Source organism: Streptomyces sp. NPDC096311, from assembly GCF_044763085.1.
Taxonomy (GTDB): Bacteria; Actinomycetota; Actinomycetes; order Streptomycetales; family Streptomycetaceae; genus Streptomyces.
In genome coordinates, this window is sequence record NZ_JBIWFN010000006.1 from 1 (window position 1) to 16,301 (window position 16,301).

13 protein-coding genes and 1 pseudogene are annotated in these 16,301 nt (G+C 69.6%); 8 read left to right on the forward strand and 6 right to left on the reverse strand.

The features are described from left to right. Positions 1-124: 124 nt before the first annotated feature. From ACIRA5_RS16590 to ACIRA5_RS16600, 3 genes are all read left to right on the forward strand, one after another. Positions 125-1,426, forward strand: a complete 1,302-nt coding sequence (locus ACIRA5_RS16590) for an FtsK/SpoIIIE domain-containing protein (RefSeq protein WP_403691354.1) — start codon at positions 125-127, stop codon at positions 1,424-1,426. Beyond that, a complete protein-coding gene (locus tag ACIRA5_RS16595) occupies positions 1,423-1,620 on the forward strand; it encodes a hypothetical protein (protein WP_143608071.1) in 198 nt (65 codons plus the stop codon). Before ACIRA5_RS16590 ends, ACIRA5_RS16595 begins: the two co-directional genes overlap by 4 nt. A gap of 299 nt (positions 1,621-1,919) precedes the next feature. Further along, the gene (locus tag ACIRA5_RS16600) at positions 1,920-3,281 is read left to right on the forward strand and encodes a replication initiator (RefSeq protein ID WP_403691917.1); all 1,362 of its coding nucleotides are present in this window, start codon (positions 1,920-1,922) and stop codon (positions 3,279-3,281) included. A gap of 147 nt (positions 3,282-3,428) precedes the next feature. Here the strand turns inward: ACIRA5_RS16600 and ACIRA5_RS16605 are convergent, their stop codons facing one another. Then, positions 3,429-5,108, reverse strand: a complete 1,680-nt coding sequence (locus ACIRA5_RS16605) for a recombinase family protein (protein ID WP_403691355.1) — start codon at positions 5,106-5,108, stop codon at positions 3,429-3,431. 24 nt (positions 5,109-5,132) lie between these two features. Between ACIRA5_RS16605 and ACIRA5_RS16610 the strand changes: the two are divergent. Both ACIRA5_RS16610 and ACIRA5_RS16615 read left to right on the forward strand, forming a co-directional pair. Further along, positions 5,133-5,825: pseudogene (locus ACIRA5_RS16610) on the forward strand (potassium channel family protein); the annotation flags it as partial. A gap of 186 nt (positions 5,826-6,011) precedes the next feature. Beyond that, on the forward strand, positions 6,012-7,001 hold the full coding sequence (locus ACIRA5_RS16615; RefSeq protein ID WP_403691356.1) for an NAD(P)H-quinone oxidoreductase: 990 nt from the start codon (positions 6,012-6,014) through the stop codon (positions 6,999-7,001). 58 nt (positions 7,002-7,059) lie between these two features. On the opposite strand, the gene ACIRA5_RS16620 is transcribed toward ACIRA5_RS16615, so the two are convergent. Then, entirely contained in the window at positions 7,060-7,539 is a 480-nt protein-coding gene (locus ACIRA5_RS16620; protein WP_403691358.1) for a hypothetical protein, read from the reverse strand. A 156-nt stretch (positions 7,540-7,695) separates the two neighbouring features. On the opposite strand from ACIRA5_RS16620, the gene ACIRA5_RS16625 reads away from it, so the two are divergent. Continuing rightward, positions 7,696-8,238 carry a bacterial proteasome activator family protein gene (locus ACIRA5_RS16625; protein WP_054234194.1) on the forward strand — a complete coding sequence of 181 codons (543 nt, stop codon included), beginning with the start codon at positions 7,696-7,698 and terminating at the stop codon, positions 8,236-8,238. A 147-nt stretch (positions 8,239-8,385) separates the two neighbouring features. Here the strand turns inward: ACIRA5_RS16625 and ACIRA5_RS16630 are convergent, their stop codons facing one another. Then, on the reverse strand, positions 8,386-10,020 hold the full coding sequence (locus ACIRA5_RS16630) for a protein kinase (RefSeq protein ID WP_403691359.1): 1,635 nt from the start codon (positions 10,018-10,020) through the stop codon (positions 8,386-8,388). 435 nt (positions 10,021-10,455) lie between these two features. Here ACIRA5_RS16630 and ACIRA5_RS16635 point away from each other — a divergent pair, with 435 nt between their 5' ends. Then, positions 10,456-12,027 (forward strand): protein kinase, encoded by a 1,572-nt coding sequence (locus ACIRA5_RS16635; RefSeq protein WP_403691361.1) that lies wholly within the window; start codon positions 10,456-10,458, stop codon positions 12,025-12,027. A 213-nt stretch (positions 12,028-12,240) separates the two neighbouring features. Here ACIRA5_RS16635 and ACIRA5_RS16640 read toward each other — a convergent pair whose 3' ends face one another. The 3 genes from ACIRA5_RS16640 to ACIRA5_RS16650 all read right to left on the reverse strand — a co-directional run bounded on the left by ACIRA5_RS16640 (position 12,241) and on the right by ACIRA5_RS16650 (position 14,669). Next, positions 12,241-13,341 carry a phosphotransferase gene (locus tag ACIRA5_RS16640; RefSeq protein ID WP_403691919.1) on the reverse strand — a complete coding sequence of 367 codons (1,101 nt, stop codon included), beginning with the start codon at positions 13,339-13,341 and terminating at the stop codon, positions 12,241-12,243. Between the two features lie 103 nt (positions 13,342-13,444). Beyond that, positions 13,445-13,867, reverse strand: coding sequence for a pyridoxamine 5'-phosphate oxidase family protein (locus tag ACIRA5_RS16645; RefSeq protein ID WP_403691363.1), 423 nt, complete (start codon positions 13,865-13,867; stop codon positions 13,445-13,447). A 136-nt stretch (positions 13,868-14,003) separates the two neighbouring features. Beyond that, positions 14,004-14,669, reverse strand: coding sequence for a response regulator (locus ACIRA5_RS16650; RefSeq protein ID WP_403691365.1), 666 nt, complete (start codon positions 14,667-14,669; stop codon positions 14,004-14,006). A 380-nt stretch (positions 14,670-15,049) separates the two neighbouring features. Here ACIRA5_RS16650 and pdhA point away from each other — a divergent pair, with 380 nt between their 5' ends. Then, on the forward strand, positions 15,050-16,300 hold the full coding sequence (gene pdhA, locus ACIRA5_RS16655; protein ID WP_403691367.1) for a pyruvate dehydrogenase (acetyl-transferring) E1 component subunit alpha: 1,251 nt from the start codon (positions 15,050-15,052) through the stop codon (positions 16,298-16,300). Position 16,301: the final 1 nt, after the last annotated feature.

Sequence of the window (16,301 nt, forward strand, 5' to 3'; positions counted from 1 at the left end):
TCAAGGTCACCGGCCTGACCGCGTTCGCCTGGGCCATGGGCGACCGGCACGGAATCAGCTTCCGCGCCGACGCCATCACCCCCGTACCCAGCACTCCCGCGCCGAACAAGACCGGCGGTGCGTGATGGGACCGATCGCACTCGCCTTCGTGCTCGCCGCGCTCGCGTGGGTGCTCGTTATCGGTGACCTGCTGCGCCGGCACCGTCCGGCCTGGCACTGGTACGTCGCCGGATACCCGGCCACCGCGTGCCGGGTGGTGTTCACCTGGCGCAAGGCCGCGATGCTCAACGACCTCGCCGTATCCACCCGTGCACCCCGCGGGCTCCTCGGGGACCTGGTCGTCAAAGGCGACCCGCTGCGGCCGGTTGTGCCCCGGCTCTCCTTCCCGCGGGCCAACCGCATGGGACTGACGGCGACCGTACGTCTCCATGCGGGCCAGACCCCCGCGACCTACATGAAGGCGGCGGACGCCTTGGTACACGCATGGAAGGTCCACGCGGTACGGGTCACCTCGCCGGAACGCGGCCTCGTACTGCTGACCGCAACCGCCAGTGATCCGCTGGCCCGGCCCGGCTTAGCCTCCGCGCCCGCCGCCCTGCTGTCCGCGCTCATCGGCGTACTGGAAAGCGGCGGAGCGTGGGTCATGGACCTGCGGCTCGTGCCGCACTGGCTCATCGTCGGCGCCACACGCTCGGGCAAGTCGACGTTGCTGGCCCGGCTGATCACTCAACTCGCTCCGCAGCCCGTCGCCCTGGTCGGCATCGACTGCAAGGGCGGCATGGAACTCGGCCTCTTCGCCGCACGGCTCAGCGCACTCACCACCTGCCGCCGTGAAACGGTCGCAGTCCTCGCCGCGCTGGCCGACGACATGCAGCACCGCATGCGCGCCTGCCGCACGGCCGGAGTCCGCTCCATCTGGGAGCTCCCGGAGAAGCTGCGTCCCATACCGGTCGTGGTGATCGTCGACGAGATCGCGGAGCTCTACCTGTCCGACGGCCGACGCGAGAGCAAGGCAGAAGCCGAACAGTGCTCCACGCTCCTGCTCCGCCTGGCCCAGCTCGGTGCCGCGCTCGGCATGCACCTGGTCGTCGCCGGCCAACGCGTCGGCTCCGACCTCGGACCGGGCGTCACCGCTCTGCGGGCCCAGCTCGGTGGCCGGATCTGCCACCGGGTCAACGACCCCGGCACAGCAGAGATGACCCTCGGCGACCTCAATAAGGACGCCGTCGTTGTCGCCCAGTCGATCACCCCGGACGAGAAGGGCGTCGCCGTCTGCACCGGGCCTGAGGGCGGCTGGAGCCGTGCCCGCTCCCACCTCACCTCGACCGAAGAGGCCTCGGCGACGACCCGCAAGCACGCGGCCCTCACCCCCGAACTGCCCGCCATAGACCGTGCCCTCGCAACGCTCGAAGGAGACGACAAGTGATCAGCACAGGTACCGCCGTGTCCCTCGTGGTGGTCTTCGGGATCATCACCTTCCTCCTCATCCGCTCCCGGGACGTCCGCGCCTGGGAAGCGATCTGCATCGCCCTCTTCGGCATGTACCTCGGCCAGACCCCCGTCAGCCTCACCATCAACGGCCTTCTGACCTGGGTTCTCAGCGGCTTCTCCCACTTCTAGACCGGCAGGAAGGACCAACGCCATGCCCATGCCCCGCGTGAGGTGCCCCCACTGCAAGGGCGACGGAGCCCGCAAATCCTGGACCGGACGGCTCCGCCGCTGCCGCGTCTGCCGCGGTACCGGAACCATCCGCTGACCCACCGCACCACCCCGACCGCCCAAGGAGTGATCCCCATGGACGACTGCGCGCCACCAACCATCACCCGTGCCGCTTCGGCGACCCACCCTGGAAGGTCACCACCATCACACCCGAGTTCACCCCGGCTGACAGGCGCGCCGCCCTCGACCGCGCGGCGCGCCTGCGTCAGCTCCCCGAAACAGACCGAGACGCGCTACGCATCGCCCAAGATCCCCAGTTCACCCGCTGGCTGGAGCAGATCACCGCAACGGGCGGCTGCGCCCACCCGGTCCACCTCTCCGGCTCGACCACCACCCTGGACACGGACACTGGCGAGATCCTCCTTCACTACGACACCCGCACCGAACCCGGCGAACGGCTCCTCGTCCGCTGCCGCAACAGACGCGCAACCGTCTGCGCACCCTGCTCCCGACTCCACGCGGGCGACACCTACCACCTCGTCCGCGCCGGACTCCTCGGCGGCAAGAACGTCCCCGCCACGGTCCGCGACCGACCCCGGCTCTTCATCACCCTCACCGCCCCATCGTTCGGGCCCGTGCACCGCGCCGGAGATCGCTGCCGCCCTCGCCGCGACCGCGGACGGTGCGACCACGGTCGGCTCCTCGGCTGCGGCGCCGTTCATGACACGAACGATGCCGTCGTCGGACAACCCCTCTGTGCCGACTGCTACGACTACCCGGCGCACGTCCTCTGGCACGCACACGCGGGCAAGCTCTGGGACCGCTTCGTCATCGGCGTCCGGCGCCAACTCGCCTCGGCAGTTGGCCTCACACAGTCACACTTCTCGTCGCACGCGAGGCTCTCCTTCGCCCGGGTCGCCGAGTACCAGAAGCGGGCGGCCGTCCACGTGCACGCTGTCGTACGTCTCGACGGCCCGGACGGACTGGACGACGAACCTCCGGCATGGGGCAGTGCGGACCGGCTTGCTGATGCCGTGCACGCATCTGCCCGGCGGGTTCTGGTGCGCACTCCGTACAGTCCCGTCGTCGGAGAACTCGCCTTGCGCTGGGGCGCCCAAATCGACGCCCGTCCCCTGCGCGCCGACGGCCTCGGCCCCGACGACGACGCCGTAGCCGCGTACGTCGCCAAGTACGTCTCCAAGGGAGCGGGAGAGACAGGCGCCGGCGCCGACCACAGGCTTACGACCTGGGACGACACCGCCGCGGTTCCCGTCACCGACCACGTGCGGGCGCTCATGCGCACCTGTTGGCGTCTCGGCGGCCTCCCCGAGTATGAGTCGCTCCGCCTGCGCGACTGGGCCCACACCCTCGGCTACCGGGGTCACATCCTCACCAAGTCCCGCGCTTACTCGACGACGTACGCGGCGTTGCGCGCCGACCGTGCCAAACACGTCGGGCAGGAAGCCAGGACCGATACCGACACAGATGCCCGGTGGCGTTACGTCGGCTCCGGCCATTCGCCCGGTGCCGCGCTCATCGCCGCTGGCATTGCCGAGGACCTTGCCGGGAATCGGGCGGCGGCACGCGAGGCGGCAAACTTGAGCCAGGGGCGGCCGGATTGAGCCTCCCCCTGGAAGGTGAGGATGACTGGGCCTGGGCGCGAGAACAGGCCAGTAAGGCACCGGCTTGGTCGGACGACGACTGGCGACGGGCGAACGCAATCCTTGGCCTGCCCGTCGCAATCGATCGGGGCCACCGGGTTCCGGAGATCACGGGGCCTCGGAGTCCGCTGCCTCCTCTGACTGATTCCCCTTCGGTCGCCAGACCGGAGTCAGACGATCGCGCACCGGCTTCCCGCGCCCGACTGCGGGTGAGACGAGTACGGCAAGGAGTAGGTCTTCGACGTAACCGCGCTTCTCGCTGAGCAGTAGGTCATCCCACTCCGCTGCGAGATCAACGGGAGCGCCCTGGGCGACGTGCTTGCTCCGCAGGAATCGATTCCGCTCCGCCGTGAGTCGACGCTTCTCGGCTTCGTGTTCCGCGAGCTGCGAGAAGTACGTCTCGGCAGTGATGATCCGCGCTTTGCGGGCCTGCTTCAGGTCCCCAATGTCTTCGAGGACACGCTCCAACTCCTCTTCCTTCTCCCACGTCGTGGGCTCCGGACTGGCCTTCCGTTTGGCGGCCTCCTCCTGGTGCTTCGCGATGACCGACATGGAGACCGCCTTGTCCGTCTCCGGACCGGCAATCCTCGTACCTCCGCACCCTCCGTAGGCGCTGCCGCTGCTTGGGCAGGTGTAGTAGAAGTACCCGTCCGGCTTGTTGAGGCGCTTCTCTGCTTTGGAGACTCGTAGCAGCGCGCCGCAACCGTTGCGGTCGCACCGAAGGGTGCCGCGCAACAGGGACTTTCGGGCATTGCGGCCTTGGCCCGGCGCGGGATTCGAACCGAGTAGTTCCGTGACGGCCTCCCACTCCTCGACGGAGATCACGGGCTCCCACTGCCCGATCACGGGTTTGCCCCGGTCGTCCAAGACGATCTCGACTCGCGTGTTCGCCGTCCCCGTCACGGGGTCGACGTCGATCACCTGGCGCGGTCGATACCCGCACAGGCGGGGATTGCGCATCACAGCTTTGAGCCCAGCGTGCGACCAATCGCGGCCCGTCGACGTGGTCACTCCGGCGTCTTTCAGTTTCCTGATGACAGCAGAGATCGGCTTTCCGGCGAGCAGCCAGTCGACCATCTGACGTAGCCACTGGGCCTCGTCCAAGTCGAGAGTGCGCTTGTCTTCCTTCCAGCCGAACGGCCTGGTTCCGCCCGTGGGAATTCCGGCCTGTTGTAATGCCTGGTGCTTGCGTGCAACCCGTCGTGCTGTGTCGGCCGACTGCTTGTTGTTGGTCGCGGTCACGATGCGCGCGACGGTGCGGCCGTTGTCTGTCAGCAGGTCGAGAGTGCCCGTGATGTCGATGATCGGTCGCCCGAAGTTCTCAACGACCTCGATCGCGTCCTCAAGGTGCCGGTTGTCGCGGGTGAGGCGGTCGATGTCGTAGACGATCAGGCCGTCCAGACGTTCGCCGTTCGGCGCGGTCCCTCGTTTGAGGTCTTCCAACGCGCCCTCGAACACGGGCCGGATGACGCGGTAGCCGATCTCCCCGTTGGGCAGACGCACACGCTTGCGCTTCCACGCGCTGGTGTCCGGCTCCTCGTACGTGTAGACGTACCGCCCGCCGCGCGACTCGACGAACGAGCGGTTGTCCTTCTCCTGCTCATCTCGGCTCCTGATGTCCCGTCCGGTCATCGGCCGGAACACGGGCTTGGCGTCCGTGCTGCCAGTAGCGTCGTCACCAGCGGTAGCGGGACCCTCGTCGACTTCGAAGGACAGTCGGACCAGACCGGCCCAGTTCTGTCCCGCTAAGTCGCCCCAACGGGCTCGCTGCACAAGGTCGTTGTCCATGCTCTAAAGGTACTTTCAAGAAAACGCTGGAGGGCGGCTATGCGCGACCACACCGTCGTTGTCGGGTTCGGGACCAAGGGGCGGTCGGCGGTGCAGACCGTCTGTGCGACCGGGCTGAAGAAGGAGCAGGTCGTGGTCGTTGACCCCAGTGCCAAGGCGGTCGAGTCGGCGACGGCCGAGGGGTACGCCGGGGTCGTAGGGGACGCGACGCGCAGCGATGTGCTGTTGCGGGCCGAGGTCCACAAGGCGCGGCAGATCATCATCGCGACCCAGCGCGACGACACGGCCGTGCTGGTCACGCTGACCGCACGTCAGCTCAACCGGCAGGCGAAGATCGTCGCCGCGGTGCGTGAGGAGGAGAACGCGCCGCTGCTCAAGCAGTCGGGTGCCGACGCCGTCATCACCAGTGCCAGCGCGGCCGGACGGCTCCTCGGGCTCTCCGTGCTCAGTCCCAGCGCCGGCATGGTCATGGAAGACCTCATCCAGCAGGGCAGCGGGCTCGACATCGTGGAACGGCCGGTCGTGAAGGCCGAGGTGGGCAAGGGCGTACGCGAGACGGACGACCTGGTGGTCAGCGTCGTACGGGGGCATCGCGTGCTCGGCTACGACGATCCCGCCATCGGCAAACTCCAGTTGACCGACCGGCTCATCACCATCGTGCGGGTCACGCCCGGCACCCGGGTGGCACCGCACAGCCGACCACTGCCCCAGGACTGAATCCTCGGGACTGATCCTTCGGGGCTGAATCCCCGGGGCTGAATCCCCGGACTCCCGCAGACATCCGCCCAGCGTGCGGGCTCCACGCGACCACCCTCGTCGTCGTCCGCCGGGCCGAGCGCCGACAGCGCGCCGCGCACGGTGCCCGCGGGCTTCTCACCGTGTGACGGGGGTAGCGTCAGCTTCATGAAGGCAGTGACGATCACCCAGCCCGGCGGCCCCGAAGTGCTCACCTGGACGGATGTGCCGGATCCCGTTCCCGGTGACGGGGAAGTTCTCGTCGAAGTAGTGGCCAGCGCCGTCAACCGCGCCGATCTGCTGCAACGGCAGGGCTTCTACAACCCGCCGCCCGGCGCCTCCCCGTACCCCGGACTCGAATGCTCGGGCCGGATCGTCGAGATCGGCCCCGGAGTCTCCGGATGGGCCGTCGGCGACGAGGTCTGCGCGCTGCTCGCGGGCGGCGGATACGGCGAGAAGGTCGCCGTCCCGGCCGGCCAGCTGATGCCCGTTCCCGCGGGCCTGGACCTCACGCGGGCGGCCGCGCTGCCCGAGGTGACCTGCACCGTCTGGTCCAACGTCTTCATGGTCTCCCACCTGCGTCCGGGCGAGACCCTGCTCGTGCACGGCGGTTCCAGCGGCATCGGCACCATGGCGATCCAGCTGGCGAAGGCCGTCGGTGCGAAGGTCGCCGTCACGGCCGGTACCAAGGAGAAGCTCGACTTCTGCGCCGAGCTCGGCGCGGACATCCTCATCAACTACCGCGAGCAGGACTTCGTCGAGGAGATCGGGCGGGCCACGGACGGCTCGGGCGCCGACGTCATCCTCGACAACATGGGCGCCAAGTACCTCGACCGGAACGTGCGGGCCCTCGCGGTCAACGGACGGCTCGCGATCATCGGTCTCCAGGGCGGTGCCAAGGGTGAGCTGAACATCGGCGCGCTCCTCACGAAGCGTGCCGCGATCAGCGCCACCTCGCTGCGTGCCCGCCCGCTCGGCGAGAAGGCGGCGATCGTCTCGGCCGTGCGCGAGCACGTGTGGCCGCTGATCGCCTCCGGCCATGTCCGGCCGGTCGTCGACCGCGAGCTGCCGATGAGTGAGGCGGCGACGGCCCACCAGGTCCTGGAGGAGAGCGGTCACATCGGCAAGGTCCTCCTCGTGGTCCCCGGCAAGGACTAGGAAAGGACCAGGAGACCAGGAGAGGACCGGGACGGGACCAGGTCCCCGGGCGGTTCGCTCAGCCTCGTCGCAGGCGCAGGGCGAGGAAGGCGAGGCCCAGGCCGAGGCCGATGAGGATCAGCCCACCGCCGAGGGGCAGGATCTTGAGGACCGGTTCGGGGGTGGTCGCCGGGCCGACCTCGTCGTGCTGGACGGGTACGGTCGCGGGCCGCGACGAATCGGGGGCGCCGGTCGCGTCCGGGCCGTCCGACGCGGCGTTCTCCCCGGCGGGGTCGCGGTCCGTGTACGTTGGCGCGGTGTCCTCATGGCTCCCGCTCCCGTCCTCGTCCCGCGCCGGGGGGTCCTCGCGCCCCGGATGCGTACGGCCCTCGCCCGCACTGCTCCCCGCGAGGGAGGCGCGGGCGCTCGGAGCGGGATCGGCGGCGTACGACACCACGTAGGGGACGGCGCGCGAGACGGCGTACGAAGGGGATACCGCGCCGGTCGTCAGGACGAGCAGCAGTCCGGTCACACGGAGCGCGCTGAGCCGTGGAGTCACGTGGGTGGCCCCCTCCCGGTGAGGAGTCCCATGATCAATGGGGCAAGCCTCACATGACCCCTTCTTCCCGGCATCTCGACGGTCACCTGAACGGTGGATCACGCTGTATGGGGGGCACCACCGTGATGGGGTGGAGGTGTGCGAGAGAATGGCGGCATGGAGATGCCGAGGAACGAAAGGTCGCCGGAGAATCCCCAGATCCTGGTCGTGGGTCAGGACGGGATGGCTCTCGGCGGCACCGGTGACGAGGACTCCCGCGAGGTCCCGGTGACAGAGATGGTCGAACAGCCCGCCAAGGTCATGCGTATCGGGAGCATGATCAAGCAACTTCTCGAAGAGGTGCGCGCCGCACCTCTGGACGAGGCGAGCCGGGTCCGGCTCAAGGAGATCCACGCCAGCTCCGTGAAGGAGCTGGAGGACGGCCTGGCGCCCGAGCTGGTCGAGGAGCTGGAGCGGCTCTCGCTGCCCTTCACACACGACGCGACCCCCAGTGACGCCGAGCTGCGCATCGCGCAGGCCCAGCTGGTGGGGTGGCTCGAGGGTCTCTTCCACGGGATCCAGACGACCCTGTTCGCCCAGCAGATGGCGGCCAGGGCCCAGCTGGAGCAGATGCGCCGCGCGCTCCCGCCGGGCGTCGGCGGCCTGGACGGCGACGAGGACCCGCGCGCGGGTGGCCGCTCCGGCGGACCGTACCTGTAGCCCCGGGCGACCCCTTCTCTCGAATTCTCTCGAGTTCTCACGAAACGGGCCCGGCACGTGAAGTGCCGGGCCTGTCTTATAGGTGCTTATGCGCGCTATGGGTACTCGTGAGTGTTACGGGGGATTGCGGGGATTGTGTGTGGCGGTTCAGGCCGGGTTGCCCGTAGAGACGCTCAGCTCGATGTCCGGCATGTTCTTGGGATCGACGTCCTCGTCCGCGGACGGGAACTGATCCATGATCGTGTCCTGGCCGTAGGTGTTCTCGTCGACGCGCTTGATCTTCATGTGCCAGCCCGCGGCCTGGAAGCAGGACTTCACGGACGTCAGGTTCTTGTACTGGAAGTCCGGGATCTTGATCTTGTTCGGGTCGTTGTACGACTCCTGCGGAGACGTGCACTTCTCCTTGTCGATCGTCTTCGACGTGTCCGGACCCTTGTGCCCCGCCACCACGGACGGCGAGGGGCTGCTGCCGCCGCCTCCCTGGTCGTCGCCGCCGCTGTTCAGCGCGAGGGCGGTGATCAGACCGCCGATCGCGACGAGCGCGACCACGATCGAGCCGACGACGACCGCCTTGTTGCCCTTGCGGCCACCGGAACCGCCCGGGCCGCCCGGAACGGAGGTCTGGGGCTGGGGCGCGAGGTGGTACGGCGGCGGGGTCGACATGCCCTGCTGGGGGGCGTACACCGGGCCCCCCGGCGTCGGGTAGCCCCCCTGCTGCGGATACCCGTACGCCTGGGACGGCGCGGGCGGCGGGGTCGGTGCCCCGTAGGGATTGGGCTGGTACGGCGTCTGCACGGGGCCCGGGGCCGGCATCGCCTGGTCGACGGGCGGGAAGACGGCCGAGCCGACGCCTGCCCCGCTCGACGTCCTGGCCCCCGGCACGATGCTCGGCGCGGCGGCCTGCAGCGACTGGGACACCCGCAGGCACTCGTCGCGCATGATCTCGGCGCTCGGGAAACGCTCGTTCGGGTTCTTCTTCAGCGCGCGGGCGATCAGCGCGTCCACCGCCGGGGGCAGTGAGCGGTTGATCGAGGAGGGCGTGACCGGCTCCTCCTGGACATGCGCGTACGCGATGGCCAGCGGCGAGTCGGCCTCGAACGGCAGCCGCCCGGTGACCAGTTGAAACAGCATGATGCCGACGGAATAGAGGTCGGACCGGGCGTCCACGCCCCGGCCGAGCGCCTGCTCCGGGGAGAGGTACTGCGGGGTGCCGACGACCATGCCGGTCTGCGTCATCGAGGTGACGCCGGACTGCATGGCGCGGGCGATGCCGAAGTCCATCACCTTGACGACGCCCCGCTTCGTCATCATCACGTTGCCCGGCTTGATGTCCCGGTGGACCAGGCCCATCTCGTGGCTGATCTCCAGGGCCGCCAGCACGTCCGCGGTGATCTTCAGGGCCTTGTCGGCGGGCATGGCGCCGTACTGCGCGATGTCCTGGTCGAGCACGGAGCCGAGCGGGCGGCCCTCGACGTACTCCATGACGATGTACGGCGTCGTCATGCCGCCCAGTTCGTCCTCGCCGGTGTCGAAGACCGAGACGATGTTCGTGTGCGTGAGTTTCGCCACCGCCTGGGCCTCGCGGCGGAAGCGCTCGCGGAAGGCCTGCTCGCGGCCGAGCTCGGTGTGCAGTGTCTTGATCGCGACCTGGCGGTCGAGCACCGAGTCGTAGGCGAGGTGCACCGAGGCCATGCCGCCTTCGCCGAGCAGATCACGCAGCTGGTAGCGGCCGCCGGCGACCGCGCGTCCCGCGTACCGGCCCTGTGCGCCGTCCTGGCTCATGTTCTGCGTCCCCCATTGGCGCGGATTGTTCTGCCTGTGCTGCGAGCCGTCCTGCACGCGCTCCGCGCGGTCGTGCCGTGATCCGCGCGGTGAACTGCGCTGTGATCCGTACCGAGTCCGTCCGGGTCCGTGCTGTGATCGATCTGTGTCTCAGTGATCGATTGGCTGATTCCCAGCCAAGTCTGCCGTAGGGCACTGACACGTCAAGCGCGGTGCCCGTTCCGTGACTGTCTGCGAAAGAAGCGTCGCGGAAGCGTTACAGGTGCCGTGCGAGCGGTACACAGAATTTGCATGTCGACACCCTGGACAGGTTTCATGGCCGGTCCATCTCACGTCCATCTCGGGCCGGAGCCTTGCGCGAAGCCTGTAGCGTGGCCCGACGGAGACCGTAACAACCACCGCGCAGACCGCGGGCAGAAACGACGGCGAGGACTGATGGCACAGCAGCAGCGCGCTCAGGGCCCGTCCGACCCCGAGGCGACTGGCGGCGGTATGTCAGATGCGCCGGAGATGTGGGGTAATGGCGGACTTGTGGGGGACGGCCGATACCGGCTGACCCACAGACTAGGCCGGGGCGGCATGGCCGAGGTGTTTGCGGCCGAGGACGTGCGCCTCGGGCGCACCGTCGCGGTCAAGCTGCTCCGCTCCGACCTGGCCGAGGACCCGGTGTCCAAGGCCCGCTTCACGCGTGAGGCGCAGTCGGTGGCCGGACTCAACCACCACGCCGTCGTCGCCGTGTACGACTCGGGCGAGGACGTCGTCGGCCACGGAGTCGTGCCGTACATCGTGATGGAGCTCGTCGAGGGCCGCACGATCCGCGACCTGCTGATCAACGCCGAGGCCCCCGGGCCCGAGCAGGCGCTGATCATCGTGTCCGGTGTCCTGGAGGCGCTCGCCTACTCGCACCAGCACGGCATCGTGCACCGAGACATCAAGCCGGCGAACGTGATCATCACGAACACCGGTGCGGTGAAGGTGATGGACTTCGGCATCGCGCGCGCCCTGCACGGCGCGCAGTCGACGATGACCCAGACCGGCATGGTCATGGGCACACCGCAGTACCTCTCCCCGGAGCAGGCCCTCGGCAAGGCCGTCGACCACCGCTCCGACCTGTACGCGACCGGCTGTCTGCTGTACGAACTGCTCGCGCTGCGGCCCCCGTTCACCGGCGAGACGCCGTTGTCGGTGGTCTATCAGCACGTCCAGGACATCCCGGTACCCCCCTCCGAGGTCGCGCACGGCGCGCCGCCGGAGCTCGACGGGCTCGTCATGCGCTCCCTCGCGAAGGAGCCGGACGACCGGTTCCAGACCGCCGAGGAGATGCGCGGCCTTGTCCAGTACGGGCTGCAGATGCTGTACGACCAGGGCGGGCACACCGGCACCTGGAACACGGGCCCGGTCGCCATGCACGAGGGGTTCCACACCCCGGCGTCCGGCTTCGCGGGGACGACCGCGCTGCCGCACCCCGGTGAGTCCGGCACCACGCAGATCCCGGCGCCGATCATCCCCCCGTACGGCAACGGCGGGGACGACGGCGGCTTCGAGGGGCACGGCAACCACGGCAGCGGCCGCGGCAAGCTGTGGATCCTCGCGGTCCTCGCGGTGATCGCGATCGCGGCGGGCGTCGCGCTCGCGCTCCACAAGACCGGTGGCACCGGTGGCGGCGGGAGCGGTACGACCCAATCGCCGACCACCACGCCGTCCGCCACGGAGGACCAGCCCAGCGCGAGTCCCAGCGACAGCGCCACGGACACCGCGACGGACGACTCCACGGACGACAGCACCAGCTCGGGCGGCGGTTCGAACTACACGCCTTCGTACACGCCGTCCCCGAGCTACAGCAGCCAGCCCTCGAGCCAGCCGTCGAACACGGCCACGGACACGACGCCGACGGACACGACGCCGACGGACCCGGCGACCCAGAGCCAGGATCCGCCGACGCCGGTCGATCCGACGGACGGCGGCGACGGCGGCGGCGACAGCCAGGGCAGCTCGCAGAACCCTTGAGGGACACCGACGGAAACGCCCTCCACGCGCGCGTGAAGCCCGAAACGGGCGCCACGCGCGCGTGGTGTTTCCCCCTGGTCGCGGTGTTCGCGCCCCGGCCACTGTGTCTCCCCCGACCGGTGTCGGCGTCCCCCCGACCGGTGTCGGCGTCCCCCCGACCGGTGTCGGCGTCCCCCCGACCGGTGTCGGCGTCCCCCCGACCGGTGTCGGCGATCAGCTGGCGAACGCCTCGCACACCGTGTCGTACTCCCTCGTCCACCACACCGCCAGCGCCGAGGCCGCCGGGAACTGCGGATCGGCGCGGGTGTCGCCGCGCTCGTAGTGCCAGCGCAGCATCCAGAAGTCGTTGAGGCGCTCCCACCACACCCGGTGCACGGCGGCCGCCAGCTCGGCGGGGCCGGCGCCCGCGGTACGCCGGTACGCGCGCGCGTAGGCCCGCACCTTCGCCAGGTCCAGCACGCCGACGGGGCGTACGAAGAAGATCACCGCGGCGCGTACGGCCTCCTCGGCGCGGGGATGGACGCCCAGCCGGTCCCAGTCGACGATCGCGGCCGGTTCGCCGTCGCGGTAGAGCAGGTTGAAGGGGTGGAAGTCGCCGTGCACCCAGCCCACCGGGCCGCCCTGCGGGGGCCGTCGGTCGGCATGCCGCTCCAGGAGGGCGCGCCGCTCCAGGAGCCGGTGCCGGGCCAGCTCGTCGAAGGCGTCGTACGGGCGGTGGCGGCGTACCTGGGCGAGCAGGCGGTCGATGAGTGCGAAGGTGTCCGCGGGGTCGGCTCCCCGGGCCGGATCGACCCCTTCCGCCGCCGCTGAGCCTCCCGCGCCGGCCTTCGCCGAGCCTCCCGCCCTTGCCGAGCCTTTCGTCGCCCCGGTGACGTCGGTCGCTCTCGCCGGGGTGCGGCCCTGCGTCGGCATCACCCGCTCCAGGCTCGCGTGGACGACACCCAGGAGTGCCCCCAGCCGTGCGCACTGCCGCGTGGTGAGCTGGCCGCCGTGCCGGTGCCGGCCGTCGATCCAGGGGTGCAGCGCGTACGCGTGGCCCCCGATGACGGCGACGGTACGCCCGTCGGTGCCGGTCAGCGGCGGGGCGACGGGGACGCCGAGGTCGGCGAGACGCTGGGTCGCCCGGTGCTGACGGGCGATAGCCGCGGGGTCGGCGGTCTCGGGGTCGAAATGGTGCTTGAGGAAGTAGCGGCCGCGGGTGGTGCGCAGCCGATAGCCGCGATTGAGCAGCCCCTGTTCGACGGGGTCGCAGGTCAGCGGGGACCCGGCGGCGTACTGGCGGAGGAGGGCGCCCAGAGGGGGCGCGTGAGACACCGGGGGTGGTGCGGATAGGCGCGGCACGCGCCAGATGCTAGGGCACGAGCCGGGCCTCTGACCTCGGGTTTGTCACAGACAGTCGTCTTCGATCACGGGACAGTCACAGGGTGCGCCGGAACTGGCGTTCCATGGCATCGTCCGCGGAATGGACGGTGCAGAACTGGGGCTCGATGCTCAGATGGACCGGGTCGAAGGGCTCGCCGTCCATGAACCGCGGCGCGGGCCCGAACAGCTCGCGGTGGGACGAGGTGGGCTCCACGGCCTCGCACCGGCCCACGATCTGTAGGGACCACACGCTCTCGCCGGGCCCTGCCGTGGCCAGGTTGTCGGTGCCGTAGGCGACGACGCTCCCGAGGCAGGCCCTGTGGTAGCCGCAGCCCCGGTGCAGGCGCAACAGGACGCGGCCGTCCACCACGACGTGGCGGGCGAGGGTGAGGAAGGGCATGGCGCGCAGGCTGGCGGCCAGCCGGCCGTGGTCGGTACGGCCGAGGAGTTCCACGGCGAGCTCGTCGTCGATGGGCATGCCCCCAATTTCCGACACCCTGAAGGCCCCGAAAAAGAGGCACCCGCCCCTTGAAGAGGGGCCAAAGGTCCCGAAACGCAAGCAGGGCGGGATCGGCGGCTCCGTGCTCAGTGAGCCGGGTTCTTCGGTGCCGCGCTCAGTGGCGCTGCTTCTCCGCCTGGATGCGCGCCACATAGGCGGCGGCCTGTGCGCGCCGTTCCATGCCCAGTTTGGACAGCAGGCTCGACACGTAATTCTTGATCGTCTTTTCGGCGAGATGCAGCCGCTCGCCGATCACGCGGTTGGTGAGCCCCTCGCCGATCAGGTCGAGGACCTTGCGCTCCTGCTCGGTGAGGTGTCCGAGCTTGTCGCCGTTCCTGACACCGCCGCCGCGCCGCAGCCGCGCCAGGACCTGGGCGGTGGCCACGGGGTCGAGCAGCGACTTGCCGGCCGCGACATCGCGTACGGCCGAGAGCAGTTCGGCGCCGCGGATCGCTTTCAGCACGTAGCCCGACGCGCCCGCCATGATCGCGTCGAAAAGCGCCTCGTCGTCGGCGAAGGAGGTCAGCATCAGGCACTTGATGTCCGCGTTCAGCGACCGGATCTCGCGGCAGACCTCCACTCCGCTGCCGTCCGGGAGCCGTACGTCCAGGACCGCGACGTCCGGGGCCGTGGCCGGAATCCGCGCCAGCGCGTCGGCCGCCGTGCCGGCCTCGCCGACGACCTCGATGTCGTCCTCGCCCGAAAGCAACTCATGGACACCGCGGCGTACCACTTCGTGATCGTCGAGGAGAAATACGGTAATTTTTCCACTTTCGGGCACAAAGGCAGTGTCACACAACACCCTTGGCCCTGCCCGGGGTGAACTCTTCCCGTGCCCGGGGTGACCGGGATAACGTGCCCGTGTTCCGGCCCCCTGCGAGGCTGTGACCAGTGCTGTGACCAGCGACTGTTCCCGACCTGCGTGCATTACTTGGAAATCCGACTAATAAATAGTGGGAAGTCCAAGCAAAAACGCAGGTCAGGAGGGGTTTCACAGAATTGTGGAGCACTGGGTAACGTGGCCGTTGCAGGGCGCTCGCCGGGGCACCTGTCACGCCTGTTCCCGGCCGAGTGCACCCACCCCGTGCACGGGTACTTGGAACAGGCGAGCCGCACTGGCCACCCGGCAACCCCGGGGGCCGGACCGACGGAGGAGCACACGTGACCGTGGAGAGCACTGCCGCGCGCAAGCCGCGACGCAGCGCCGGTACGACCGCTGCGAAAAGCGGCGCCAGTACGACCGGTACGAAGAGCGCCGCGACCAAGCGCACCAGCGCGGCCGGCAAGAAGTCACCGGGCGTACCCGGCGCACCTGGCGCATCGGGCCCCGGTCCCGAGCTCGTCCAGCTGCTGACGCCGGAGGGCGAGCGGGTCGAGGACGCCACGTACGACCCGTACGTCGCCGACATCACCCCCGAAGAGCTGCGCGGTCTGTACCGGGACATGGTGCTGACCCGCCGCTTCGACGCCGAGGCCACCTCCCTGCAACGCCAGGGCGAGCTGGGCCTGTGGGCCTCGCTGCTCGGCCAGGAGGCCGCTCAGATCGGCTCCGGGCGGGCCACCCGCGAGGACGACTACGTCTTCCCGACCTACCGTGAGCACGGCGTCGCCTGGTGCCGCGGGGTCGATCCGACCAACCTGCTCGGCATGTTCCGGGGTGTGAACAACGGCGGCTGGGACCCGAACAGCAACAACTTCCACCTGTACACGATCGTCATCGGCTCGCAGACGCTGCACGCCACCGGCTACGCCATGGGCGTCGCCAAGGACGGCGCGGACTCGGCCGTGATCGCGTACTTCGGGGACGGCGCCTCCAGCCAGGGCGACGTCGCTGAATCGTTCACCTTCTCCGCGGTCTACAACGCCCCGGTCGTGTTCTTCTGCCAGAACAACCAGTGGGCGATCTCCGAGCCGACCGAGAAGCAGACCCGCGTCCCGCTCTACCAGCGCGCGCAGGGCTACGGCTTCCCGGGCGTCCGGGTCGACGGCAACGACGTCCTCGCCTGTCTGGCGGTCACCAAGTGGGCGCTGGAGCGGGCCCGCCGCGGCGAGGGCCCCACCCTCGTGGAGGCGTACACCTACCGCATGGGCGCGCACACCACCTCCGACGACCCGACCAAGTACCGGGCCGACGAGGAGCGCGAGTCGTGGGAGGCGAAGGACCCGATCCTGCGCCTGCGCGCGTACCTGGAGGCTTCAAACCACGCGGACGAGGGATTCTTCGCGGAACTTGAGGCCGAGAGCGAGGCGTTGGGCAAACGAGTACGCGAAGTCGTCCGCGCCATGCCGGACCCGGACCACTTCGCCATCTTCGAGAACGTGTACGCCGACGGGCACGCGCTCGTCGACGAGGAGCGGGCCCAGTTCGCCGCCTACCAGGCGTCGTTCGCGGATGAAGGGGAGGGCAAGTAGC

What these genes read in the sequence shown, in the direction of transcription:
- ACIRA5_RS16615 (WP_403691356.1), top strand. Translation starts at nt 6,012, where the DNA reads ATGAAGGCAGTGACGATCACCCAGCCCGGCGGCCCCGAAGTGCTCACC.
- ACIRA5_RS16635 (WP_403691361.1), top strand. Translation starts at nt 10,456, where the DNA reads ATGGCACAGCAGCAGCGCGCTCAGGGCCCGTCCGACCCCGAGGCGACT.
- ACIRA5_RS16645 (WP_403691363.1), bottom strand. Translation starts at nt 13,867, where the DNA reads ATGCCCATCGACGACGAGCTCGCCGTGGAACTCCTCGGCCGTACCGAC.
- ACIRA5_RS16630 (WP_403691359.1), bottom strand. Translation starts at nt 10,020, where the DNA reads ATGAGCCAGGACGGCGCACAGGGCCGGTACGCGGGACGCGCGGTCGCC.
- ACIRA5_RS16590 (WP_403691354.1), top strand. Translation starts at nt 125, where the DNA reads ATGGGACCGATCGCACTCGCCTTCGTGCTCGCCGCGCTCGCGTGGGTG.
- ACIRA5_RS16605 (WP_403691355.1), bottom strand. Translation starts at nt 5,108, where the DNA reads ATGGACAACGACCTTGTGCAGCGAGCCCGTTGGGGCGACTTAGCGGGA.
- ACIRA5_RS16625 (WP_054234194.1), top strand. Translation starts at nt 7,696, where the DNA reads ATGGAGATGCCGAGGAACGAAAGGTCGCCGGAGAATCCCCAGATCCTG.